The 25720-nt window shown below is 38.0% G+C and carries 24 protein-coding genes; 11 read left to right on the top strand and 13 right to left on the bottom strand.

Annotation, left to right across the window (positions count from 1 at the left end; all coding sequences use genetic code 11):
- Positions 1–191 precede the first annotated feature (191 nt).
- Complete coding sequence (locus ACIPUA_RS02265) at positions 192–596, bottom strand: DUF1090 domain-containing protein (protein ID WP_042847646.1); 405 nt, start codon at positions 594–596, stop codon at positions 192–194.
- Positions 597–830: 234 nt separating this feature from the next.
- On the opposite strand from ACIPUA_RS02265, the gene ACIPUA_RS02260 reads away from it, so the two are divergent.
- Both ACIPUA_RS02260 and gorA read left to right on the top strand, forming a co-directional pair.
- Positions 831–1673, top strand: a complete 843-nt coding sequence (locus tag ACIPUA_RS02260) for a 23S rRNA (adenine(2030)-N(6))-methyltransferase RlmJ (protein ID WP_449059234.1) — start codon at positions 831–833, stop codon at positions 1671–1673.
- Positions 1674–1812: 139 nt separating this feature from the next.
- Positions 1813–3165: a glutathione-disulfide reductase gene (gene gorA / locus ACIPUA_RS02255; RefSeq protein ID WP_042847802.1), complete on the top strand. Its 1353-nt coding sequence runs from the start codon at positions 1813–1815 to the stop codon at positions 3163–3165.
- 79 nt (positions 3166–3244) lie between these two features.
- On the opposite strand, the gene ACIPUA_RS02250 is transcribed toward gorA, so the two are convergent.
- From ACIPUA_RS02250 to mobA, 8 genes are all read right to left on the bottom strand, one after another.
- Entirely contained in the window at positions 3245–3841 is a 597-nt protein-coding gene (locus ACIPUA_RS02250) for a glutathione S-transferase family protein (protein WP_181469014.1), read from the bottom strand.
- 49 nt (positions 3842–3890) lie between these two features.
- The gene (locus ACIPUA_RS02245; RefSeq protein ID WP_042847643.1) at positions 3891–4589 is read right to left on the bottom strand and encodes a helix-turn-helix transcriptional regulator; all 699 of its coding nucleotides are present in this window, start codon (positions 4587–4589) and stop codon (positions 3891–3893) included.
- A 137-nt stretch (positions 4590–4726) separates the two neighbouring features.
- Positions 4727–6031: a carbohydrate porin gene (locus ACIPUA_RS02240; protein ID WP_449059233.1), complete on the bottom strand. Its 1305-nt coding sequence runs from the start codon at positions 6029–6031 to the stop codon at positions 4727–4729.
- A 175-nt stretch (positions 6032–6206) separates the two neighbouring features.
- Positions 6207–7601 (bottom strand): glycoside hydrolase family 1 protein, encoded by a 1395-nt coding sequence (locus ACIPUA_RS02235; protein ID WP_181469309.1) that lies wholly within the window; start codon positions 7599–7601, stop codon positions 6207–6209.
- A gap of 11 nt (positions 7602–7612) precedes the next feature.
- Positions 7613–9508, bottom strand: a complete 1896-nt coding sequence (bglF, locus tag ACIPUA_RS02230) for a PTS beta-glucoside transporter subunit IIABC (protein ID WP_131680827.1) — start codon at positions 9506–9508, stop codon at positions 7613–7615.
- A 176-nt stretch (positions 9509–9684) separates the two neighbouring features.
- Positions 9685–10521 (bottom strand): BglG family transcription antiterminator LicT, encoded by an 837-nt coding sequence (licT, locus tag ACIPUA_RS02225; RefSeq protein ID WP_042847639.1) that lies wholly within the window; start codon positions 10519–10521, stop codon positions 9685–9687.
- A 232-nt stretch (positions 10522–10753) separates the two neighbouring features.
- A complete protein-coding gene (gene mobB, locus ACIPUA_RS02220; protein ID WP_042847638.1) occupies positions 10754–11272 on the bottom strand; it encodes a molybdopterin-guanine dinucleotide biosynthesis protein MobB in 519 nt (172 codons plus the stop codon).
- 2 nt (positions 11273–11274) lie between these two features.
- Complete coding sequence (gene mobA / locus ACIPUA_RS02215) at positions 11275–11862, bottom strand: molybdenum cofactor guanylyltransferase MobA (RefSeq protein ID WP_048605421.1); 588 nt, start codon at positions 11860–11862, stop codon at positions 11275–11277.
- Positions 11863–12078: 216 nt separating this feature from the next.
- On the opposite strand from mobA, the gene ACIPUA_RS02210 reads away from it, so the two are divergent.
- The 5 genes from ACIPUA_RS02210 to ACIPUA_RS02190 all read left to right on the top strand — a co-directional run bounded on the left by ACIPUA_RS02210 (position 12079) and on the right by ACIPUA_RS02190 (position 17582).
- Entirely contained in the window at positions 12079–12348 is a 270-nt protein-coding gene (locus ACIPUA_RS02210) for a YihD family protein (RefSeq protein ID WP_042847634.1), read from the top strand.
- Positions 12349–12354: 6 nt separating this feature from the next.
- A complete protein-coding gene (locus ACIPUA_RS02205; protein ID WP_042847631.1) occupies positions 12355–13350 on the top strand; it encodes a serine/threonine protein kinase in 996 nt (331 codons plus the stop codon).
- A gap of 33 nt (positions 13351–13383) precedes the next feature.
- Entirely contained in the window at positions 13384–14004 is a 621-nt protein-coding gene (dsbA, locus tag ACIPUA_RS02200) for a thiol:disulfide interchange protein DsbA (RefSeq protein WP_042847629.1), read from the top strand.
- A gap of 422 nt (positions 14005–14426) precedes the next feature.
- Positions 14427–17219, top strand: coding sequence for a DNA polymerase I (gene polA / locus ACIPUA_RS02195; RefSeq protein ID WP_042847626.1), 2793 nt, complete (start codon positions 14427–14429; stop codon positions 17217–17219).
- A gap of 315 nt (positions 17220–17534) precedes the next feature.
- A complete protein-coding gene (locus ACIPUA_RS02190; protein WP_438361642.1) occupies positions 17535–17582 on the top strand; it encodes a hypothetical protein in 48 nt (15 codons plus the stop codon).
- Between the two features lie 113 nt (positions 17583–17695).
- Here ACIPUA_RS02190 and yihA read toward each other — a convergent pair whose 3' ends face one another.
- A complete protein-coding gene (yihA, locus tag ACIPUA_RS02185; protein ID WP_449059232.1) occupies positions 17696–18307 on the bottom strand; it encodes a ribosome biogenesis GTP-binding protein YihA/YsxC in 612 nt (203 codons plus the stop codon).
- Between the two features lie 330 nt (positions 18308–18637).
- On the opposite strand from yihA, the gene ppiA reads away from it, so the two are divergent.
- From ppiA to ACIPUA_RS02170, 3 genes are all read left to right on the top strand, one after another.
- The gene (gene ppiA, locus ACIPUA_RS02180; RefSeq protein ID WP_042847622.1) at positions 18638–19210 is read left to right on the top strand and encodes a peptidylprolyl isomerase A; all 573 of its coding nucleotides are present in this window, start codon (positions 18638–18640) and stop codon (positions 19208–19210) included.
- A gap of 403 nt (positions 19211–19613) precedes the next feature.
- The gene (locus ACIPUA_RS02175; protein ID WP_042847620.1) at positions 19614–20189 is read left to right on the top strand and encodes an aminodeoxychorismate synthase component II; all 576 of its coding nucleotides are present in this window, start codon (positions 19614–19616) and stop codon (positions 20187–20189) included.
- Between the two features lie 129 nt (positions 20190–20318).
- Positions 20319–21533, top strand: a complete 1215-nt coding sequence (locus ACIPUA_RS02170) for an aspartate aminotransferase family protein (protein WP_042847617.1) — start codon at positions 20319–20321, stop codon at positions 21531–21533.
- Between the two features lie 60 nt (positions 21534–21593).
- On the opposite strand, the gene ACIPUA_RS02165 is transcribed toward ACIPUA_RS02170, so the two are convergent.
- The 3 genes from ACIPUA_RS02165 to crp all read right to left on the bottom strand — a co-directional run bounded on the left by ACIPUA_RS02165 (position 21594) and on the right by crp (position 24929).
- Positions 21594–22943: a hypothetical protein gene (locus ACIPUA_RS02165; protein WP_449059231.1), complete on the bottom strand. Its 1350-nt coding sequence runs from the start codon at positions 22941–22943 to the stop codon at positions 21594–21596.
- A gap of 175 nt (positions 22944–23118) precedes the next feature.
- The gene (locus tag ACIPUA_RS02160) at positions 23119–24105 is read right to left on the bottom strand and encodes a hypothetical protein (protein ID WP_449059230.1); all 987 of its coding nucleotides are present in this window, start codon (positions 24103–24105) and stop codon (positions 23119–23121) included.
- A 191-nt stretch (positions 24106–24296) separates the two neighbouring features.
- On the bottom strand, positions 24297–24929 hold the full coding sequence (gene crp / locus ACIPUA_RS02155; RefSeq protein WP_004262556.1) for a cAMP-activated global transcriptional regulator CRP: 633 nt from the start codon (positions 24927–24929) through the stop codon (positions 24297–24299).
- 355 nt (positions 24930–25284) lie between these two features.
- Here crp and ACIPUA_RS02150 point away from each other — a divergent pair, with 355 nt between their 5' ends.
- Positions 25285–25686 (top strand): OsmC family protein, encoded by a 402-nt coding sequence (locus ACIPUA_RS02150; RefSeq protein WP_042847613.1) that lies wholly within the window; start codon positions 25285–25287, stop codon positions 25684–25686.
- Positions 25687–25720 lie beyond the last annotated feature (34 nt).

Below are 25720 nucleotides of genomic sequence, written 5' to 3'. Positions count from 1 at the left end.
CTGCAACGAAAACTGTCTTACTTTGGCCTTGTTCAGTGGCTAGTTATGAATGATATGCACAATACTATAGCCTAAAATAAAGGGTAACTTCATCCCAATGCCTATTTTTTAGATAAACAAATGTCATTGGAATGATATTGTGCAGTGAAAGTAACCAATTCATTAATCAGGAAAAAGGGAATATATCAAAATTAAAGAGCCCCTTTGTATATCTGCATCTCGTCTTGTGCTTCTTTTAATTCAGCTTGCGCTTCAGCTAATTTGCGTTCACGTTTTTTAATCTTTTTGAGGTCATTACCTTGTTGCTTTTCTTCTTTTAATTCAGCTTCGCGTTCTTGCACTTTTTCACGTTTTTCGTCGACATTCTTTTGGCTATCACGATATAAAGACTCTGGGGTGCAATAACGATTAACGTTATCTAATGCTTCTTCTAAGCCGCGAACACGGTATTGGTTGCCATGCTGTTTCGCGTATTTTATCTGTGCTTCAATTCTTTGTTTTTTAATGTCGCAGCCATTTTGTGTTTTAGCTGCCATGACTGATGAACTTACAAAAAACAAAGCGGAAGCTGTGGTTACTATCAGTAGCTTCTTCATGATTTACCCCTGGTTATGTTGAAATTTGTATTTAGGATAGCGTTTTATTTCATTTAGGTCATGTGAATTTTAGCGCTGCCTTCACTGTGACAATTGTGGCTAAATTTAGCTATAATGAGGCTGAAGAATTAATCCGGCCTATTTTTTGTTCAAAAAGGCACTCTTTAAAGCACCTATTTAATAGTAGTCATCTTATTTGGCTAGTGTTGAATTTCCTCAGGAAATAAACGTTACATGTTAAGTTATCGTCACAGCTTTCACGCAGGCAACCATGCCGATGTGTTAAAACACACGGTACAGAGTTTGATTATTGAGTCTCTAAAAGAGAAAGAAAAACCTTTTCTGTATTTAGACACGCATTCAGGTGCAGGTCGTTATCAACTAACCAGTGAACATGCAGAAAAAACAGGTGAATACCTCGAAGGGATTGCGCGGATATGGGAGCAACCAGATTTACCTGAGGAATTACAGCCCTATATGAGTATTGTACGTAAGCTCAATGATAATGGCCGTTTGCGTTATTATCCGGGCTCGCCTTTATTAGCCAAATATTTATTGCGTGAGCAAGATAAACTGGTATTAACGGAATTACATCCGAGCGATTATCCGTTATTACGTACTGAGTTTTCACGTGATAATCGAGCACAAGTTTCTAAAGAAGATGGCTATCAACAATTAAAATCAAAGTTACCACCACAAAGTCGTCGAGGTTTTGTGTTGATGGACCCACCTTATGAAATGAAAACAGACTATGAAGCGGTCGTTAAAGGTGTGGTTGAAGGGTACAAACGTTTTGCAACGGGAACCTATGCAATTTGGTATCCCGTCGTGTTGCGCCAACAAATAAAACGTATGCTTAATCAATTAGAAGCAACAGGGATCCGCAGAATTTTACAAATCGAATTGGCTGTGCGACCTGACAGCGACCAACGCGGCATGACGGCATCGGGTATGATTGTCATCAACCCACCGTGGAAATTGGAACAGCAAATGAAAAATGTGCTGCCTTGGTTACATAAAACACTGGTGCCTGAAGGTATAGGGTATACTTTAGTTGAGTGGGTTGTACCAGAATAATTCGCACAATAGGTTAGGTATAGCCAATTGAATTAACAGGTATTAGCTATCATAAAACGCTATTCATGCCATGGCAATCAATAGCATGATGCGAGAAAATGAATCAATGAGTCATTCAATCAATGGGAATAACCAAATTATGAGCAAACATTACGACTATATTGCAATTGGTGGCGGAAGCGGTGGTATTGCGTCGATGAACCGTGCAGCAATGTATGGGCAAAAATGTGCCTTAATTGAGGCTAAAGCATTAGGTGGAACTTGTGTGAACGTAGGTTGCGTACCGAAAAAGGTTATGTGGCATGCGGCACAAATTTCTGAAGCCATTCGTAATTATGGTCCTGACTATGGTTTCGATACGACAATTAATCGTTTTGATTGGAAAACATTAATTGATAGCCGTACTGCTTATATTGATCGCATTCATCAATCTTATGACCGCGTTCTTGGCAATAATAAAGTTGATGTGATCAGTGGTTTTGCTCGTTTTGTTGATGCGCATACTGTTGAAGTGGATGGCGAAACTTATACCGCGGATCATATTTTAATTGCCACCGGTGGTCGCCCTGTGATCCCTGCTATCCCTGGTGCAGAGTATGGTATGACTTCTGATGGTTTCTTCGAGCTGGAAGCGCTACCAAAGCGTGTTGCTGTGGTGGGTGCGGGTTATATCGCTGTTGAATTGGCAGGTGTTTTAAATGGACTCGGTGCGCAAGCACACTTATTTGTTCGTAAACATGCGCCACTGCGTTCATTCGACCCTCTGATTGTAGAAACGCTGGTTGAAGTTATGAACACGGAAGGGCCAAAACTGCACACAGAGTCTATTCCAAAAGAAGTGGTAAAAAATGCCGATGGTTCTTTAACGTTAAAATTGGAAAATGGCCAAGAGCATACAGTTGATGCATTGATTTGGGCTATTGGTCGTGAGCCAATGACGGATAACCTGAATATTGAAGCCACGGGTGTTGAGCTGGATGAGAAAGGCTACATCAAAGTGGATAAATACCAAAATACCAATGTCGCTGGTGTATATGCAGTGGGTGATAATACTGGTGCTGTTGAATTGACTCCTGTGGCTGTTGCGGCAGGGCGTCGTTTATCCGAACGTTTATTTAATAATAAACCAGATGAACATTTAGATTACAGTAATATTCCAACGGTAGTATTTTCACACCCACCAATTGGCACTGTGGGTTTAACTGAGCCAGAAGCCGTTGAAAAATATGGCGCTGAAAATGTGAAAACTTATAAATCGTCTTTCACAGCCATGTATACTGCGGTAACTTCTCATCGTCAACCTTGCCGTATGAAGTTAATTTGTGTGGGTGAAGAAGAAAAAATTGTCGGTATTCATGGCATTGGCTTTGGTATGGATGAAATTCTGCAAGGCTTCGCAGTAGCGTTAAAAATGGGCGCAACCAAGAAAGACTTTGATAACACTGTGGCTATTCACCCAACCGCAGCGGAAGAGTTTGTGACTATGCGTTAAGCATACGAATAATATTGGTTATACTGTTAATGAATAAAAGAGCCAAGTAGTTAATAACTTGGCTCTTTTTACATGAGGATTACGCGAGTAGCTCGGCAATTTCAGGAATAGTTGACAAGTTTTTCATGTAAGCTTTCATTGCTGGTGTGACTTCCATCATATTGTATTTAGTGAAGAATATTACAAATGCCCCTACATACACATCCACTGCGGTGAATTGCTCGCCACAAATAAAAGGTTTAGCGTTATTTAAACCGGTTTCTAAGCACGCCATTGTGCGTTCAACAGAACCAAATCCAGATGATTTTTGTTGTTCTTCATTGAGCTGAATATTAAGGCCGTTAATTGTGAACGCAGTTTCTATTGGGCCCGCGGTAAATAGGAACCATCGATAATAATCAGCACGCTTGGCGTCGTTAAGTGCAGGAGCTAAGCCTTTTTCAATAAATTTGTCCGCTAAATATAAACAAATCGCCGCTGTTTCAGTGACGATAGCCTCACCATCAACCAATGCTGGGACTTTTGCCATTGGGTTAATTGCCAAATATTCGGCCGTGTGCATATCTGCACCATAATCTAATTCAATACGTTTATAAGGAACATCTAAAATTTTTAACAGTAGGTCAACAGTATTACCGCGTGACATTGAATTAGTAAAAAGCACCAGTTCGCTCATGATTATTCCCTTATAAGAAGTTGAGCACTTACTATAAGGTACAGCTGTGTCAGAAATTGTCAGTAGACACGCAGAGGACTTCTTTACTCCATCGTTCAAGCAAATAATTTTTAGGGTAGGGGAGTTTATGCTCAAGGGCACGATAGGATTGAATGCGGTCTAAACGAAAATGGCGATAACTTTCCCGTAATTCACACCAAGCGGCGAGTACTTGGGAATCTTTCATATAACCAATTGCAATCGGCCAAATAATTCGTTCACTCTGTTGGTTCTGGCCATCTAGGTAAATAATTTGAGCTTTACATTCTTCGCGTAAGCTTAGGCGCAAGTCTTTAGCAATAATATCGTTTATTTCATGGAAATGTGTGGTGGGCGCAAACAAGGTGTTTTGGTTTAAGATTTTCTGTGAATTACCTGCTACGACAGCATTTATTTTACTAATGGCACGTATTGCTGAGTTTTTTAGCTCTCTATCGGCATTACTTTTAACCCAGCGCAAACCTAAAACCAGTGCTTCCAGTTCATTTTCATCGAAAGTGAGTGGAGGCAATAATAAGCCGGTTTTTAGTTGGTAACCAATACCCGCCTCACCTAAGATTTCAGCGCCTTGGTTGCGTAACGACTCAATATCTCGGTAAATAGAGCGGATACTGACTTGTAGCTGAGAAGCAAGAGCTTCTGCCGTAATGGGGTAGCGGTTTTCTTTGAGTATTTGCAATAAAGTCAGTAAGCGTTGAGTGCGAGTCATTTATCAGCCTAGCTAGAACGATAGATTAAGAAATTAAACACAGAATAGGGTATTACAGGGAAAAATCAAAGCTGCGAAAGATGGCGGAAAATTATTGGCCTGATAGCCGGTAAGTTTAGCTTTCAGGCCTGATATGTTTAGAAAGTGACGACGGTTTTTAAGCCGAGTACCCATGCATCAGAGGTTTGCTTAATCCCCCCTGGATTGTGCCAGTATTGGACATCAGGTTGTAGCTCTAGCCAAGAAACCGGTTTGAAACGGTAATACAGTTCTGCGTTAAACGCGTTAGAGGTTATAGGGCGAAAGAAAGGGTCATGGTAATCTGTGATGCCAAATTGTTGGTTATACTGTTTTTGGCCTTTGGCAAAGTGATCACTTAATTCAATATAAGAAACACCTAAACCCACCCAGTCTTCAGGCCTTGCATCGAATAATCCACGATAACGCAAGGAACTTGAAACCACATAATTCATAAAATTACTACGTTCATCGTGGTAGCTTCCACTTAAGGATAAACTTAAACCTCTATTGGGGTCGTCTTGGTGGCGAGTTAATTGTTGGTTCATACCACCATAGATAAACCATGTGCTGTGGTAGGTTTTATCTTTGTAGAGATCTTGCTGTTTGGCATTGGTGTACAATAATCCTACATTATAGACCCCCGGTAACCCATTGACGAAAGTGCGGCTTTCGACCTCTAAAGGTAATACAATGCCTTTACTGCCTTTAGTTGACCAGCTCCAAGCGTGGCTTCTATCAGTTGCTTGAGGATTTTGTTCCATAACCCCTGTTTTAATAGTCACCTCTGGTGTGATTTTATAGCTGACAGTGGTTCCCCACGTGTGAATATTCCAGTTACTCCAGACAAGAGCATTTGCAGATTTACCACCACACTGGGTGCGCAATTGAAAATCACATGGAATAATTTGGTCGAATTCTTGTACTTTATTCATCATGCCAATACGCCAAGTGAGACGGCGTTCGTCAAAACTTCGGGCGAAAGTTAGCCAACCTAAGCGTGTAATAGAACCACCGCCAGCACTTTCTTGGGTTTGGTCATAATTAGGAGTTCGTGGGTCTTGAACCCGTTTTAAGGTGAGGTCATCATTGTGATTGCGGTTAACAATATTCCCTTCAATACGAGCATCTGGGATGCCTGTCCACCGCTCTAGGTCTTGGGTAAAGGTGAAGGCAAATTGGTCAATATAAGCGGTGTATTTATCATCATCATAACCGCCACTTGCATTATAGGCAACTTGGCTTAAATAATTACTATGAAATGAAAAACCATGATCCGATAAAATAGGGCGAATGCCAAGCATGTCGCCAAATAGCCCTTTAGGGGCAGGTTCAAACCCTAATACAGTACCATCCCATGATTGTTCATTAGCAATAGCGGGTAATGTTAAAAATAACAGGGGAAATATAATTTTTTTATTCATTTATTATGGAACCTATTTTAAGGCGCAAAAAACTAATAAATACAAAATAGTATTTATTAATATCTACGTAAATTTTATATATTAAATATAGGATGTAGAAACTACCTATATAATATCTGTAATATTACTAGAGAGGCTTATAAAGTATAAACCCCTCAATATTTAATTAGGTTAATTAACGAATTAATAACTCCCCTTTTGACTTAATGATTTTTTGATACCAATAAAAGCTTTTTTTCCGTTTGCGTTCAAGCGTGCCATTGCCTTGGTCATCTCTATCAACATAAATAAACCCATAACGTTTAGACATTTGCGCATTTGAGGCGCTAACAATATCAATCGGTCCCCAACTAGTATAACCCATAACATCTACACCATCTTGAATGGCTTCATGTACTTGGACTAAATGGTCGTTAATATATTGTATGCGGTAATCATCAATAATATCTCCCTCAGGAGTCACTTGGTCGATAGCCCCTAGCCCATTTTCAACAATAAATAATGGTTTTTGGTATCTATCCCATAATAAATTTAATATTGTTCTTAGCCCTTGAGGATCAATTTGCCATCCCCACTGTGAGCTTTCTAAATGAGGGTTTGGGATCATACTGAGAATATTACCTCGTTTCTTATTATATTCTTCTTTATCTGCGGTAATGCAGCCAGTCATATAATAACTGAAAGAGATAAAATCAATAGTTTGTTTAAGATCTTGTTTATCTTCTTCGGTAATATTCAGATGAATTTGGTTATCTTTAAAATAACGTAGCATATAACCGGGGTAAGTCCCACGGCATTGAACATCACCAAAGAATAACCATGTGCGATTTTCAGTCATGGCTTCCCAAATATCATTGGGCTTGCATGTTAGGGGATAAACTAACCCACCGAGCAACATGTTCCCTATTTTGGCATCAGGAATAATTTCATGGCAGGCTTTTGTCACTCTTGCGCTGGCAACAAGTTGGTGATGGATAGCTTGATAAACCGCTGTTTTTGAGCTGGTCTCTGCTAATCCTACACCTGTCATCGGGGCGTGAAGTGACATGTTGATTTCGTTAAATGTGAGCCAAAGTTTGACTTTGTCTTTATACCGTTGAAAAACAGTGCGTGCATAGCGTTCAAAAAATGTAATGACTTGGCGACTTCCCCAACCACCATATTCCGTGACTAAGTGATAGGGCATCTCATAATGAGATAAAGTAACTACAGGTTGAATATGGTATTTCGCCATTTCTGCAAATAATTTATCGTAGAAAGCCAGCCCTTCTTCATTTGCTTCTTGCTCATCGCCACGTGGGAAAATACGGCTCCATGCGATAGAGGTACGTAAACAGGTGAACCCCATTTCAGCAAAAAGAGCAATATCTTCTGGGTAACGATGATAAAAATCGATAGCGATATCTTTAATATATTGGTCATTATTGGTGCGTTTAACGACTCCACCAAAAATACCATTTGGTTGAACATCAGAGGTACTTAACCCTTTTCCTGCTGTCAAATAAGCGCCTTCTGCTTGGTTTGCTGCAATGGCGCCTCCCCATAAAAATGTCTCAGGAAATTTTGTCATCATTTTATTCCTTATTTCGGATTAACTGTCATGAATGTAATACCGGGATTGATTGTTTGGTTGAGCGTGATGGTTTTAACAGCAGCATAGTCATCACTATTACTAACAATGATTGGTGTTGTTACGTCATAACCAGATTCAATAATTTTTTCTAAATCGAAGGTGAGTAACAGGTCACCGGCTTTGAACGTATCCCCTTGTTTTACCTCAGGAGTAAAGTAGAGACCGTCTAGTTTCACGGTGTCTATACCCACATGGATCAACACCTCAATACCGCTTTGACTTAATAGACCTAGCGCATGCCCAGTTTTAAAAAATGAGGCCACTTCCCCATCAAATGGGGCATATACCGCACCAATGTTTGGAATAATTGCGGTACCTTGGCCGAGTAATCCACTTGCAAAGGTTTCATCGGGAACTTCATTTAAAGGTAATGTACGGCCAGACATTGGCGATAGAATGTCATTCGGAGCAACGGGTTGCACTTGAACATCAGTAGGTTGAGCTTGTTGTGGCTGCTTTTTAACGCCAAAAAAACGGGTTGCTAGGCAAGCGAAGGTAAATGAAATCAATGAGCCGATGATTGCTCCCCAAACGGTTTTGTCAAAGCCGCTTGCAGGGATGATTTGGGTAAAGGTAAAAATATTCACTAGCCCAAAAGAGTAAGTTAGCGTTTGGCTGTAGCCGATGATTGCACCACCGACACCGCCTCCAATACAGCCGAAGATAAAAGGTCGGCGTAGTGGTAAGGTAACACCGTACACAGCGGGCTCAGTGATACCAAAGATCCCCGCGGTGACGGAAGAGCCTGCCATAATTCGCATTTTTGCATTATGGGTTGCTAACATGACGCCAAGTGCTGCACCGACTTGCCCAGCAACAGCAGGGAGAAGTAATGGCACGAGTGCATCTTGCCCAAATACACTGAGGTTATTGATACTAATTGGAACAATTCCCCAGTGTAGACCGAAAATAACACACACCTGCCAAATTGCGCCCATAAATGCGCCAGCAATAATGGGGGTAAAGTTATAAATAGCTTGGAATGTATCTGCAATTAATAGGCTTAACCAAGTTGCTGACGGGCCGATAACCAAGAAAGTGAGGGGGACGATAATTAATAAACATAAAAATGGTGAAATAAAATTTTTCATCGCCGCAGGTAATAAGAGGTTCAGCCTTTTTTCTAATAAACAGCTCAGCCAAGCTGCAAAGATAATAGGAATAACAGACGTACTGTAATTAATAAATGTGAGTGGAATTCCTAAAAAATATTCGGGAGCTGCGCCCGCAAGGCTTTGTTGAAACGCAGTTAACATGGATGGATGTACTAGCGCCCCTCCAATAGCCATGGTTAAGAATGGGCTACCCCCAAACTTTTTCCCTGCGGTATAACCGAGCACTAGCGGGAAGAAATAAAATAGTGAATCACTGGCTGCAAACCATAATTTATAGGTGGCACTTTGTTCTGATAGCCAATGAAGCGTAACAAATAAAGAAAGAAAGCCTTTTAAAATCCCTGATGCAGCCATAACTCCCAGTATTGGCGTGAATATACTGGAAACAATATCGATAAAATGGCTAAAAATATTTTCTTTATCCTCTTTTTCGCTGGATAGGTTTTTATCTTTTTTAGAGGGAGACACTACGGTTGTATCTTCTTTGCCAATTAATTGATTTATTGCGTTATAGACTTCATGAACGTGATTGCCAATGACAACTTGAAATTGCCCACCGCTTTCAACAACGGTAATCACCTCTGAATTTTGTTTCAAATGTTCAGGGTTGGCTTGTTTTATTTCCTTAAGTTTAAAGCGTAAGCGAGTGGCACAATGAATAACATTGACGATATTGTCTTGACCGCCAACATCGTGAATGATTTGTTCTGCTAAAGGTTGGTACTTCATAAAATATTCCTTTATCACATGATGATAAACATTAGTGCTATGAATGTGCAAAAAAAAACCTGATACCCTCTTCTTATCAGTAAGAAGAGTCATTATCAGGTTTTGCCCACCAGAATTGGCGGTAACAATCCATTAGGTTTTTATTATAAGTCAGTCACATAGCGTATTTAATTAAGTTATATCGAGTTCTCTTTTCTGACACGCTCAATGTGGATAGTAAGAAACATACATTCCTCATCCGTTAAAGTGCGTTGGTATTTTTTTTGTAAAAACTGGCTTATTTTTTCGGCGCATCGCCAAGATGTTGAATAGTTTTCTTTAATGACAAGATGCATCGAAGCATCATCATTTGGCACGGGTGTATTATTCATCATGCGATGGGCAAAAAACTTTAAGTGAGTAATAAAACGTTGATAACTCAAAGTTTCTTCATGATAGTCAACTTTGAGGTTATATTTCACGATATTAATGATTTCTTGCATTACTTTCATTGTTTGTATGACAACGGGCATTTCCCCAGTAAGTTGTGCATTTACAAAATGTAAAGCAATGAACCCCGCTTCATCAACAGGTAGCTCGATACCGTGTTTTTCATTAATTAGAGCTAATGAATCTAAGCCTAATTGGTACTCTTTTGGATATAAACGTTGTATTTCCCATAGCATGGTATTAGTGATTGCTAAGCCTTTTGTTTGCCTTTCAATGGCATAATTACAATGGTCGGTTAATACAATATATAAACTTTCGTTTAATTCACCTAACTGGTATTTAGCTCGTTGAATTATCTCATCACAGGTTTTCATGATGGAAATGGGAATATGGCTAAGTAATTCGCTAAGCCGAGCAGTTAACTCGTCGCTACGTAACTCATAAATTTTTTCAATTTTTGTTATATCGACATCGTCATGTGCTTTTTTTTGAAATGCCAAGCCCCTCCCCATGACAACGATTTCCTGTTGTTTCTCATTCAGGGCAATGACCACATTGTTGTTTAATATTTTTGCGATCTTCACTTTCAATCCCTTAGAAACGAAAAAAACCCGATAGCCCAATGACAAATCATTGGTATATCAGGTTTTGCCTGTCAGTAATGACAGTAACAATCCAGTATTCTTACTTTTCTGCACTTTAATCAAATTGGGATATGAATTCAAATGCCAAAGCTTGAAAATGTGAGGAACCTCGTATTGCTATGTATAGTTAATCCAAATTTACTTGTTTATTAATTACACAAAAATTAGCAAGCTAATGGCTCTTTTGCCACCAAGATACAATATAATCAGCAATTTGCTCAGGGTTATTAATATCTAACTGTGGCACATTGGTATCGATAATTTCATTACTAGCAACAGCAACGACATAGTTGTCAATCAAGCCGTTGAGTGGCTTACCGACCTCTGAACGAAACAAGGCAATTTTATCGATCGTTTCCTGTTTAAACCCTTCGACTAAAATAAGGTCTAATGACGCGGGGTCGAAGCGACTCGCTAAATAATACAAATCCATTTCATTGGCATCAGGGGTTTCAGTCATCAGTGCCCAGCGTTTTTGACTGGCGACTAAGGTTTGGTCAGCCCCAGCTTTGCGTAGTTCAAAGCTGTCTTTGCCCGGTTTATCTACTTCCATATCATGGTGTGTGTGTTTGATTAAGCCAACACGTAAGTTACGCTGGCGGAGCAAAGGGATCACTTTTTTCAACAATGTTGTTTTACCGGTACCGCTATAAGCAGTAATTCCTAGTAGAGGTAGAGTATTTTGCTTCATAGTTATTTTTGTTGTAACTCCCAATTACGACTATCTTCTAAGGTATTTAGGTTTGCAAATGCATCGAATTCTGATGAAAAAATAATCCCTTTTGCATTAACTTCTTGCATAAATATCATCAATTTACGATCACCTCTTGCAAGGTAATCATCAAGTTGTGTTTTTAATGAACGATGGAGCAAGGCAAATGTAGGGTGCTCGCGTCTTTCATCTTGTGCATAACAGGCTAAATGATTGCCTTTTTCGTTAAACATTTTTTCAGCTAAATTTAGCGGAAAAGCGGGGACATCGCAGGGGACAAATAGCAACCAATCAGTTTTGGCATAATGCATTGCAGATTGCATACCTGCAAGAGGGCCAGAAAAGTTATTCTCTAAATCAGAAATAACCGTTAACTGACTTTCATTGTAACGAGCTTGGTTACGGTTGGCATTGATCATTATTGACCCTACCTGTGGGCTTAGGCGCTCTAATATGTGTTGGTAAAGGGGTTTACCCATCAAAGGGACTAAACCTTTATCTTGCCCCCCCATTCTGGTGCCTAGGCCACCTGCAAGTATGACACCTGTTATTGACTGGCGAAACGTCATGTTCAATATCCTTGAATATCTTCAATAAAATGTTTTAACATTCCCAGAAAACACCTTCGAGTATAGTAATTGCTAAAATTTATTCTATTTGGTTATAAAATCAATGAATATTCGTCACAATTGCAGTTAAACTTTACGTAGATTGACAACAGTTCGCTTTTTCTCTTGTATGATTATTGGTAACTTGTATCGAATATTCGTGATAAAGGAATAAACATGAAATGCCATCGTTTAAATGAAGTTATTGAGCTACTACATCCTGTTTGGAAAGATAATTCAGATTTAAACCTAGTAGAGTTATTACAAAAGCTGGCAGATGAAGCAGGTTTTAAAGGCAGTTTGTCTGAATTGACAGATGATGTACTAATTTATCATTTAAAAATGCGTGGCACGAACAGTAATGAAGTGATCCCTGGTCTAAAAAAAGATTATGAAGATGACTTTAAAACAGCCATTTTGCGCGCTCGCGGCATCATTAAAGATTAAACTGTGATGGATAAAATAGAGCATTCGAATTTCCATTTCAGTGGAATTTCTCCTGATTTGATTCTAGATGCCTTGATGGAAGTGGGGATTTACCCTGAATCGGGCTTAATAGAGTTAAACAGCTATGAAAATCGAGTTTATCAATTTCAAGACGAAAACCGTCAGCGTTATGTGGTGAAATTTTATCGCCCTGAACGTTGGAACCGCTCACAAATTCAAGAAGAACACGACTTTACATTGGAATTAGTCGAGGAAGGTCTCTCTATAGCTGCACCAATTGAATTTGCAGGGCAAACAGTATTAGAGTTCGGTGGCTTTTTATTTGCTGTTTTTCCGAGTATCGGTGGTCGGCAATATGAAACTGATAATTTATTTCAATTAGAAAGTGTAGGGCACTTATTAGGGCGAATACACCAGATTGGTAAACGTAAAAACTTTGCATTTCGTCCTACAATGGGTGTTGAGGAATACCTTGATCAACCTCGGCACATAATTACATCTAGCCCACTGATAACTGCACGTTATAAAGAGCAGTTTATTGAGTCACTGGATGCATTAATTGCACAAGTAAAATTACTGTGGCCTACAACATTGTCGTCAATTCGCTTACAAGGTGATTGCCACCCCGGTAATATTTTATGGCGAGATGAGGCTTGGCTGGTGGACTTTGATGATGCTCGAAATGGTCCCGCAATCCAAGATTTATGGATGTTATTAAATGGCCCTCGTCAAGAGCAGGTCATTCAATTAGATACATTATTAGAAAGTTATAATGAGTTTTGTGACTTTGATGTAAAACAGCTAAAGCTTATTGAACCTCTCAGAGCTATGCGTATGGTGCATTATCTTGGATGGGTTATCCGTCGCTGGCAAGACCCTGCATTCCCTCGTGCATTTTCATGGCTGCAAGCTGATGATTTTTGGAAAAAACAATCACTCGAATTTATACAACAAACCGAACGATTGAAAGATCCCCCTTTGCAGTTAACCCCTCAGTTTTAACTTTTAAGTCTTTGTTTTTGGAGAATGTAGTATATGAAAAAAATTATGTTGGCTTTGCTTGGTATTGCTATGTCATTTGGTGCTGCTGCGGCAAATTATACCGAAGGTAAAGAGTACACTGAGGTACAACCTGTGCAAGGTTTACCTCAAGTTATTGAGTTTTTCTCTTTCTATTGCCCACACTGTTACCAATTTGAAACTGTGTATAAAGTACCTGCAACAGTAGAGAAAAACTTACCAGACAATGTAACAAAAGCGCGTTATCACGTCGATTTCCTTGGTCCTTTGGGGCCTGATTTAACTGAAGCTTGGGTGGTTGCTACTGTTCTGAAAGTAGAAGATAAAATGACCCCTCTTTTGTTTGAAGGTATTCAAAAAACGCAAACTATTAACACCAAAGCAGATATCCGTAATACCTTTATCAAAGCTGGTATTCTTGCTGAGGAGTATGATGCAGCTTTAAATAGTTTCGCTGTTAAAGGTCTTGTTGAGCAACAAAGACAAGCCGCGCAGAACTTAAAGCTTAGAGGCGTTCCAGCTGTATTTGTTAATGGTAAATACCAAGTACGTAATAACGGCATCACTGTAGATAACGCCGCAGACTATGGTAAAGAATTCTCTAACGTTGTGAATTTTTTAGTCAATAAAAAATAAGTATGATTGATGGTGGTAATATCGCCACCATCAACTGTCATATAAAGTATATTGAATCAATATCCACAATTACTTAATCTCCTCTTCTTTGCATTAAAGCAATTCTTCATTACACTAAGTCATTGATATTACTTTCTTGTTTTAGTCTTTTTAATACATGTTACTTGTTGAATTTACTGAGCAACATAAATTTATACACACGGTTATCCACAGGTTTTGTCAAAGCACCTAGTAACATTAAGTGACTAGAGTTAATGAAAGTAATCACTTAGGTTAACTATAGCTAGGTCGTTTACTTGAAAGAAGATACTGATCGGCGAGATTTTAACAAAGTGGTTAAGTGGAAAAAACTTGGGATGTATCTGAAGCGACATTATGGCATCCTATTAGCATTCGTTCCCGATAAAAGATGATGACAGATTATGGCTCAGATTGCAGAAAACCCTCTTATTTTGGTTGATGGTTCCTCTTACTTATACCGTGCTTACCATGCATTTCCACCTCTGACCAACAGTGCTGGTGAACCTACAGGGGCTATGTATGGCGTAATTAATATGCTGCGTAGCTTGGTCATGCAATATAAACCTAGCCATGTTGCTGTTGTCTTTGATGCGAAGGGAAAAACATTTCGTGATGAGTTATTCGAAAGTTATAAATCTCATCGCCCGCCGATGCCAGATGATTTACGCGCACAAATTGAACCACTACACAGTATGGTTGAAGCTATGGGGCTACCGTTGCTCGTTGTTTCTGGTGTAGAAGCTGATGATGTAATAGGTACTTTGGCCTGTGAAGCTAGTCGTAACGGTACACCTGTTTTGATTAGTACTGGTGATAAAGATATGGCACAACTTGTGGAGCCTAATATTACGCTCATCAATACCATGAATAACACTATTTTAGGTCCGGATGAGGTTCAAGAAAAATATGGGGTACCACCTGAGCTTATCATCGATTTCTTAGCGTTAATGGGGGATTCATCAGACAATATCCCAGGTGTGCCTGGTGTTGGTGAAAAAACAGCGCTGGCTTTATTACAAGGGATTGGCAGCTTAGAAAAAATATATGAGAACCTAGAAGCTATAGCGCCTTTGGGCTTTAGAGGGTCTAAAACATTAGCGCCAAAAATGGCTGAAAATCGTGAATTAGCTTTCTTATCATACCAACTGGCCACTATTAAAACGGATGTTAAGTTAGACAAAACCTGTGAAGAGTTACGCGTCGATCAACCTGATGTAGACAAATTGCATCAGTTGTTTAGCCGTTATGAATTCAAGCGCTGGTTGTCTGATGTAGAAAATGGGACGTGGATGGAAGGTAAAGGTTCAACTGCTAAAGCAAATCCGGCTATAGCAACATCTACGGCAAAAGTCTCAGTACCGACGGCCCCCACCTTAAATGCTGAAAATTACCAAACAATTTTAGAAAAGGCAGACTTAGAGCGCTGGGTGGAAAAATTGAGCTCAGCATCTTTGTTTGCTTTTGATACTGAAACAGATAGCTTAGACACACAAGAAGCGCGCCTTGTGGGGATGTCATTTGCAATTGAAGCGGGTCATGCCGCCTACCTACCGTTAGCCCATGATTATCTTGATGCACCAGCTCAGTTGCCACTGGATGAAGTTTTACAAGCAATGAAACCGATACTGGAAAGTGAAAAAATCCTCAAAATCGGGCAAAACTTGAAATATGATGCGGAAGTTCTTGAAAATTATGACATTGAGTTAAAAGGTATCGGCTACGATACGATGTTGGAGTCGTATGTGCTCAATAGCGTTGCGGGGATGGGCCGTCATGATATGGACAGTTTGGCTGAGCGGCATTTGAACCATAAGACAGTGAGTTTTGAAGAAATTGCGGGCAAAGGCAAAAAACAGCTAACTTTCAATCAAATCGCGTTAGAGCAGGCCTCGAACTATGCGGCAGAAGATGCTGATGTAACATTATTACTGCACCAAGCACTGTATCCTCAATTGGAAGCTGAGCCAAAACTTAACCATATTTTTAAGAATATCGAAATGCCATTAGTTCCTGTTTTAGTCAGAATGGAGCGTAAAGGGGTTTTGATTGATGCAACAGTATTAGCTGCACAGTCGAAAATCATTACTGCGCGTTTAGCAGAACTTGAAAAAGAAGCGTTTGAGCTCGCTGGTGAAGAGTTTAATCTGGCATCACCAAAACAATTACAGGCAATTTTATTTGAAAAATTACAACTACCTGTTATCAAAAAAACGCCAAGTGGTGCAGCCTCGACCAATGAAGAAGTACTTGAAGAACTTGCATTAAACCATGCTTTACCAAAATTACTTCTGGAGCATCGTAGTTTAGCTAAATTGAAATCGACTTACACAGATAAACTACCGCTTATGATAAACCCACGTACGCAGCGTGTGCATACGTCGTATCATCAAGCCGTTACGGCGACTGGGCGTTTGTCTTCAAGGGACCCAAACTTACAAAATATCCCAGTAAGAACAGAAGAAGGCCGCCGTATTCGCCAAGCTTTTGTTGCACGCGAAGGCTATAAAGTCATGGCTGCGGACTATTCACAAATTGAATTACGTATCATGGCACATTTATCTCAAGATAAAGGCCTACTCACTGCATTTGCGGAAGGCAAGGATATTCACAAAGCAACGGCAGCAGAGGTATTTGGTGTTCCACTTGAACAAGTAACCAGTGATCAGCGTCGTAGTGCTAAGGCAATTAACTTCGGTCTTATCTATGGGATGAGCGCATTCGGGCTAGCAAGGCAATTAGGTATCCCGCGTGGTGAAGCTCAACGTTATATGGATCTCTATTTTGAACGTTACCCAGGTGTTCTACGCTATATGGAAAATACACGTCTACAAGCATCAGAACAAGGCTACGTTGAAACACTAGAAGGGCGCAGGCTTTATTTGGCTGATATAAAATCAAGTAATGGTATGCGCCGTAAAGCTGCTGAACGTGAAGCTATCAATGCTCCAATGCAAGGAACAGCTGCTGATATTATTAAAAAAGCAATGATTGCTGTCGATGAGTGGCTACAAACAGAGAAACCCCATGCTGATATGCTAATGCAAGTTCATGATGAATTAGTGTTTGAAGTTAAGGAGTCAGAACTCGAACAGGTACAAGCACAGGTTCAGACATTAATGGAGCAAAGCATGAAACTGGATGTTCCGTTAAAAGTAGATATTGGAATAGGTAATAATTGGGATGAAGCTCATTAATTATTAGTTTTATCTGACTGACAATAAAAAACGCCTAATAAAACCATTAGGCGTTTTTTTATGCATTTGACATTATTCACTATAAATTGAATATAACTACCCGATAAACCACTAAACTAACAATGAAAACAGAATGATTTCATGACATATTTATGCGACTTACCTCTCATAAATATGTAATTAAAATACGTTTTTAGGGCTGTGTTTTTAAGATACACTTGCTGAATCGTAGTAAGCTTTGAAAAAAAACTACAAAAAGCCTTTTTTTCGAGCGAAAAATAAAGTACATTAATAGGCGTAGGGTACAGAGGTAAGATGTTCTATCTTTCAGACCTTTTACTTCACGTAATCGGATTTAGCTGAATATTAGCTGCTCCAGTCAATTTTTTTGATTGGAGCATTTTTTTTGCCTAAAATTCAGTAGATTAGACTATCAAAGGCTTAGTGAGCTATTTCTAGCTCACACAGTGATGGGATTAAATTGGTGTGTTATACCAGCTATCTAACTTAATACGAAGTTTATCAACGCCTATTTTTTTCAGTGCTGAGAAATATTCAACTTCAATATCCCCCTCAAGTGGTGCAAGAGCTTGACGCACTTCCGTCAGCTGTTTTTTTCTCGCGCCAGAGGCAAGTTTGTCCGCCTTAGTCAGTAAAACGAGGACTGGTACACTCATTGCAACAGACCATTCTATCATTTGCATATCAAGATCTTTCAATGGGTGGCGAATATCCATTAGCACCACAAGCCCTTTAATACATTCCCGCTTTTGTAAGTATTCACCGAGCGCTTGTTGCCATTTGCGTTTCATTTCTTCGGGAACTTCGGCATAACCATAACCGGGAAGGTCAACAAGGCGAATGCCTTCCTCAACTTCAAATAGGTTGATTAGCTGAGTTCTTCCTGGGGTTTTACTGGTGCGTGCTAAACCTTTTTGTTGAGTTAATGCGTTTAAAGCGCTTGATTTACCCGCATTTGAGCGGCCAGCAAAAGCAACCTCGATACCGGTATCTTTTGGTAAATGCCGAATATCCGGTGCACTGATGACAAATTTTGCCATCTGGTAGTTATGATTCTTAATTACCATTTGTCGTTCTCCCTGAGTTAGCCTCAAAAGGCTGGGGGATTATAGCTTTGCTTACGCCATCCCGACAACTTGAAATATCCCTTGTATTGATTTTACTGACTTAATAGTGAAATGCTTTACCTTTAGCGTGATATAAATCGTAAAATCTAGCTAATTAATAAATAATCATTATCTGTGAAGTTTTTTGTCTAAATTAGTCTACAATTTAACATGCTTGGTAGGTTTGACCGTTTTTGGCGTAAATATAGGTAAATCTTCAGCAATCTTGCTAGCTTCGCTCTAAAATTGCTTGATTGTAGTTGTAATGAGTCACAATGAAAGGGATCTTACATGTTAAAACGAATTTTTGTGCCAATTTTGGCCATTTGCGCAATTAGCGCGTCCTCTTTTGCATTATCGGCGGGTGAGACTTATGTTAAATTAGTCACTTCAGCGGGTGATATTGAATTAGAACTGAATGGTAAGAAAGCCCCTGTTTCGACAGAAAACTTTGTTCAATATGTTAATGAAGGTTATTACAACGGAACCACTTTCCACCGTGTTATTCCTGGGTTTATGATCCAAGGCGGTGGCTTTAATAAAGATTTGCAGCAAAAACAAACTCGAGCGCCAATTAAAAATGAAGCAGATAACGGGCTACGTAACCTACGTGGCACCATCTCTATGGCTCGTACTGCAAATAAAGATAGCGCAACAAGCCAGTTCTTTATTAACGTTGCTGATAACGCGTTTTTAGACCATGGTCAACGTGACTTTGGTTATGCGGTTTTTGGTAAAGTGGTAAAAGGTATGGATGTAGCGGATAAAATCTCTAAAGTGAAAACAGAGAATGTTGGTCCGTATCAAAATGTTCCTGTTGAACCCGTTACTATCATTTCAGCAGAAGTGATTAAAAAGCCTTAATCTTATATACACAGTGGGTAGGTGAATTTACCTGCCCGCTTGAGTTGTAAATATCGGTTCTGTGACATGTTCTGATGCACCTTACTTGTGTTATCCACTAAAAGTTAATCCGATTTTTCTATTTTTTGAGGTGGCTTTTACTTCCTTGTATTTAAAGTAATTCTTAACTTCAATATCATTTTGTTATCGTAATGTAAATATAATTCCATGATTTTTATATGGAAAATTATTTCTGATAAAAGCATTCATTGACTTAAATAGGCTATTTTCTTGTCTTGGCTGTGCTATGATAGCCGGCCTTATTATTTTTTAGCGTTTTTAATCATCGTTCTGATTGCCAAGACCTAAAAAATATGCATAAGAAAATAATATATAATGATAAAAATCAGTCGGATAGCCTAATATGCTTCTACTTATTGATAATTACGATTCATTTACCTACAACTTATACCAATACTTCTGTGAGTTAGGTGCTGAGGTTGTTGTAAAACGTAATGATGAAATTACCATCGAAGAAATTGAACAGCTTTCGCCTACCCATCTTGTGATTTCGCCTGGGCCATGTACGCCTGATGAGGCTGGTATCTCCCTTGAGGCAATAAAATATTTTGCGGGTAAACTCCCTATTTTGGGTATTTGCTTGGGGCATCAGGCGATTGGGCAAGCTTTTGGCGCATCAGTCGTTAAGGCTCGTCAAGTTATGCACGGCAAAACATCAGCAATCCATCATAATCACCAAGGTGTGTTTAAAGGTTTAAACCGTCCTTTGACTGTGACTCGTTACCATTCTTTAGTTATTGCAGCAGAGACACTTCCTGTTTCTTTTGATGTGTCAGCATGGTCATTAAATAACGGTGATGTTGATGAAATCATGGGAATACGGCACAAAACTTTACCTATAGAAGGTGTTCAATTCCACCCAGAAAGTATTCTAAGTGAACAAGGCCATGAATTACTGAATAATTTTCTGAAGTATTAGTTTGCGAATATCATTGATAACAAATTAATTATGCATATTTCTCCGTTAACTATTGCTCTTTTGTGATTTTTTATTCATATTTGATGATTATATTTTCATTTTAGCAGAGAGTAAGGGTAGGTGAGGGGTATGTCAGAACAACAATCAGTCAATCGGCAGACTTTTGATCAAGTTATGTTGCCTATTTTTTCACCCGCTGAGTTTATCCCAGTTAAAGGTGAAGGTAGCCGTGTTTGGGATCAGCAAGGTAAAGAATATATTGATTTTGCAGGGGGGATTGCCGTTCTTGCCCTTGGCCATTGCCATCCTAGCTTAGTGTCGGCAGTGCGTGAACAAAGCGAAAAACTGTGGCATGTCAGTAATATTTTTACCAATGAGCAAGCACTTAAGTTAGCGCAAAAATTAACTAGCGCTACTTTTGCTGACCGTGCATTTTTTGTTAATTCAGGTTCTGAAGCGAATGAAGCCGCATTTAAGTTAGCGCGTCGTTATGCCATCACCAAATATAATCCTTATAAAACTAAGATTATTGCATTTAAGCAAGCTTTCCATGGCAGAACATTATTTACGGTCTCTGTTGGTGGGCAAGCGAAATATGCAGATGGTTTTGGGCCAAAACCTGCCGATATCATCCATGTCCCTTTCAACGATCTTGAAGCAGTAAAAGCGGTTATAGATGAAAATACCTGTGCGGTAGTGCTTGAGCCTGTACAAGGTGAAGGTGGGGTGACCGCGGCAACATCTGCATTTTTACAAGGTGTACGTAAGCTGTGTGATGAAAATAATGCACTGTTAATTTTTGACGAAGTACAAAGCGGTATGGGGCGTACAGGGAAATTATTTTCATATATGCATTATGATGTGACCCCCGATATTTTAACCACGGCAAAAGCACTGGGGGGCGGCTTTCCTATTAGTGCTATGATCACCACAGAAGAAATTGCTAAAACAATGGAAGTTGGGTCTCACGGTACAACCTATGGTGGTAATCCATTGGCTTGTGCGGTAGGGAACGCGGCCTTTGATATTATTAATACTGAGGAAGTACTAAATGGTGTCGAAAAACGTCGTGAATTATTTATCGCTCATTTAAATAAACTGAATGATAAATACCACGTTTTTTCTGAGATCAGAGGAATGGGCTTATTAATTGGTGCTGAGTTAGACGGCAAACTATTGAACCGTTCGAAAGATATCCTGCAAGCCAGTGCAGTAGAAGGTTTAATGATGCTTAATGCGGGTGCTAATGTATTGCGGTTTACGCCGTCACTGATTATTTCTGAAGAAGAAATTAATAGCGGTATGGTGAAATTAGAGACAGCGATTGGGAAGTTGTTGAAATAACTAAGAGATAAGTTGCAGAATGATTTCTGCAACTTATTGAAAATTTAATTTTTATAGCATTTACTGGGTTGGTAATTGTATTTTTATTGCCTTCAATCGTGCTTGTAATTGCTCTTTTGAACTACTAATTGGTATTCCAGCAGCTAGGCATTGAACTTTATGTGTATATAAATATTTTTTTACTCCTTTATTATTGGCTAAAGGATATTTATTTTTTAGTGTCTCTTCTTTTTGAGCTATTTTTTCCTCACTAACCTTAAGATCTGATGTAAGGTTATTGTCTTCATTATCGGAATGGTAGCCAGAAGATAACGAGGTGAGACTAATTGAGGCCATGGATAGCGCTTTGTTGGCAAGCTTTTCCTGTAGTGCTCTAATTTCATGATTTTTATTATTATTATCAATTCTTAAGTCTTGGACTAAACCTCTATAATCAAGGTTATCATTATCTAACTCTTCAATTGAATTATATAACAAGTCATTTTCTAATATTAAGTTTTTAATAATTCTATTGTTTTTTGTGTTTTCAGTTTCTAATTTTTTTTCAAATAGGTCATCAAAATCAAAGTCGTGAGACTCATTGTGGTAAATAGGTGTATTATCTTCATCGTAGGTAATGAAAGATTCACATATTATCGGTTTTTTCAGAGCTAAAATATTTTTTTCTAGAGCATTTTTATCCAATGTAATATTGTGAACTTTATTTTTTATATCTTTTAATTCATTACTCAATAAAATTTTTACTGAGTTTTGTATTTTAATTAATTTTTCAATTTTTTTATTTTTTCCTTCTATATTATTTTTCATTGGTATTTCTTTTTCTAATGACACTAAGTATTTACTTTCTTTTTTTAAGTATGCAATTCCTCTTATTTTTGATTCATATCTTATGGCTGATTTCAGATCATCAATTTCGTTTTTTAGCTCTTCGCTTTTATTGGTCAATTTTTTATTTTTGTCTAATAAATCTAGGTAATGTTTAAGATAGCCTATTGTTTCATTTTGTTTCTCTATGATTTCATCTGTAGCTGGAATTTCACTAAAAAAATCATTCTTACCTAGTAAATTATCAATGGAGTTTTCTGTTTTATTTTTTAAATCCTTAATGAATTGTGGGATATTAAATGAATTATCTATAAGGTTATTTTCAAGGGAAGAAATTGTTTTTTTGTTTGAGTTTAATTTATTAAGTAAATTTAAATCACTTCCCTTTGAACCAGCTTCTGGTAAGCTAATATAGAATTTTGATTCCGTATTTTTTTTGTTAAAATGAAAAAATGAGAATGGATTATTTATTTTCAAATTTTTAATTTTTTGTGTAATAGTGGGTGTTTCTTTCTTAGCCCCAGTTGATGAGTTTTTTCTGTATAGTGAGCTAGTTATGGTGGTATCTAGGGGGGTGGTTTTCATAGTCATATCCTATATTAATATTAAAAAAGTAATTTGCTAAATAAATATTCATGCTTAATATTGAAATAATTAATTTATTCAATGCATTGATTTTATTTTATGGCATTATGATTTTACTAATAATGTATTATTAATCATTTGAATTAATAATGATCTTATATAAAATAGAGATGTTTTATTTAATGGTTTGTTTTTTTAATTCTTTCAATAAGTTATCGTTAATATGAATTTGATTTTGTATTTCAAATATATTATCTTTAAGTGCCATCATTTCCATGGTTAGTCTTTTTTCTTTTTTAATGCTATTGCTTATTTTTATTAAGTCAGAGGTTTTAATTGAATTGACATTCCTATTAAAGTGATTTTTTTGTGTTTTATAGTCTAATGGCGCAGATTTGTTAGATAGTTTGTAATGTTGCATGATATATTGTGTTCTTAATACTGAAGTTTTTGTTTGTTGTATATTTCCCTTGAATTCAAAAGTGCTTTTAGGTAGAGGTTTTTTTTGTGGGTTATCTTGATTATTGTCAGAGACTTTATAGTGCACATATGTAATTTTTTTCTGAGAAAAATTCTTTGTTCTTTGTTTAATTGGTTCTAAAGGTAAAGCAATATTATTGATGTTTTTTTTGCTTGTTCTGGTTATTAAAGGGATTTTAGTGCCATTTTTATTTTCTAGTTGCTTAGGATGATGGTAGTTTTTTATGATTTCGTTTTTTATTTCTGAGCTGTTGATGTTAATTCCTGGGATTTTAACGTACCGATATAAAAAATTCGCATATCCATGCATTTCTTTATCAGTACTGTTAAAATCCTCAAAAACGGTCTGGTTTTCTGTTATTAGCGACTCTGCATCTTGTTCATTATAAAAAGTAGATGCATAAAATTTATATAAGCGGCCTTTCAATTGATTAACTTTATGCTTAAATTTGTCAGTACTCAATAATTTAGTATCATTTATACTTTCTGAATCACTTTCATAAGCAGAGTCAATGCTTTCTAGGCTACAAGCATGTGATGGTTTAGATTGTCGCTGAGTGGATAATGGCTCTTTTCTCGATGAGGCAGTCACAGCAAAGATTTTCTTTATAAAATCATCGGAATTGCTAATGTTTTTAAAAATTTCGGAATGGCCTGACAAATTGCTAAGTGTAATTTTCATAAATATAACCCTACTTAATATTATAATTATTATTATATAGAGAGCTAAATAGAGAAAATATAAAGAAACGATACTCATTAATATAAGCATATAAATATGTTGCTATAATTAAACTGAAATAGCCTTATATCGACGATATAAAGCTATTTTAAATTGCATGCCTCGCCAAGAGAGCGAGGCTGAAAGGTTAATTAACGTGTACCATAAACAACGATGGTTTTACCGTGTGCAGAGATCAAGTTTTGATCTTCCAGCATTTTTAAAATACGGCCAACAGTTTCACGGGAACAACCGACAATTTGGCCAATTTCCTGACGGGTAATTTTGATTTGCATACCGTCTGGGTGGGTCATTGCGTCAGGTTGTTTCGCTAGATTCAATAGGGTTTGAGCGATACGGCCTGTGACATCTAAGAAGGCAAGGTTGCCGACTTTTTCTGATGTTGTTTGTAAACGACTGGCCATTTGCGCTGAGAGACGCATTAAAATATCAGGGTTAACCTGAATCAATTGACGGAATTTTTTGTAAGAAATTTCAGCAACTTCGCAAGCGATTTTAGCTCTCACCCACGCAGTACGTTCTTGCCCTTCTTCAAATAACCCCAGTTCACCAATGAAATCCCCTTGATTCAGGTAAGAGAGGATCATTTCTTTGCCTTCTTCATCTTTAATTAAAACAGCCACTGAACCTTTAACGATATAGTAAAGGGTTTCTGCTTTCTCACCCTGATGGATCAGTGTGCTCTTGGATGGATACTTATGAATATGGCAGTGTGACAAAAACCATTCAAGAGTAGGGTCTGTTTGTGGCTTGCCGAGAACCATTAGCGTTATCCTCTGTATGTTATTGCAGCCATCCGGAAAAGCTTACCAGAAAGGCTGGCTTTAAAGTCACTAGCTTAGCATATTAATTTGCCTTATATACCCTAAATAATGTGAAGAGCTGAATAACTTCAGCGCATTCGATAGGCTAGGGTAAACAAATTGATATCAACACTATAATATAATCAATTAAACCGCTGAGTTTTGATCTTAGTCCTATCAACTAAGTATTGTTTGTAGCATATCCAATGAAGAAAGTCTCCCCTGTATCGCTTCAGCCTAATAAAGCTGATATAACATTCATTATATCTATGGAACAATGTAGCCTTTAAACCGATTTCATTTCAAGGGGAATAAAATGGAAGCAAGAGTAAAATGGGTAGAAGGACTTTCCTTTCTAGGTGAGTCAGCTTCAGGGCATCAAGTCATGATGGATGGTAATGCAGGTGATAAAGCACCTAGCCCAATGGAAATGGTGCTAATGGCGGCAGGTGGATGTAGTGCAATAGATGTCGTTTCAATTTTACAAAAAGGGCGAAATGATATTACTGATTGTGAAGTTAAATTAACATCGCAGCGCCGTGAAGAAGCTCCACGTTATTTTGTTAAAATACATTTGCATTTTATCGTAACAGGAAATGAATTAACGGAAAAAACGGTTGAAAGAGCTGTTCAGCTCTCGGCTGAAAAATATTGCTCAGTGGCACTGATGCTAGAAAAAACGGTTGAAGTCACTCATAGCTTTGAAATAAAAAATTAAAAATAAATTTATTTTTTATATTAAAATTTTAATA

The organism is Providencia sp. AGC89 (assembly GCF_053543535.1).
This window is presented reverse-complemented; position numbering and strand designations above follow the sequence as displayed.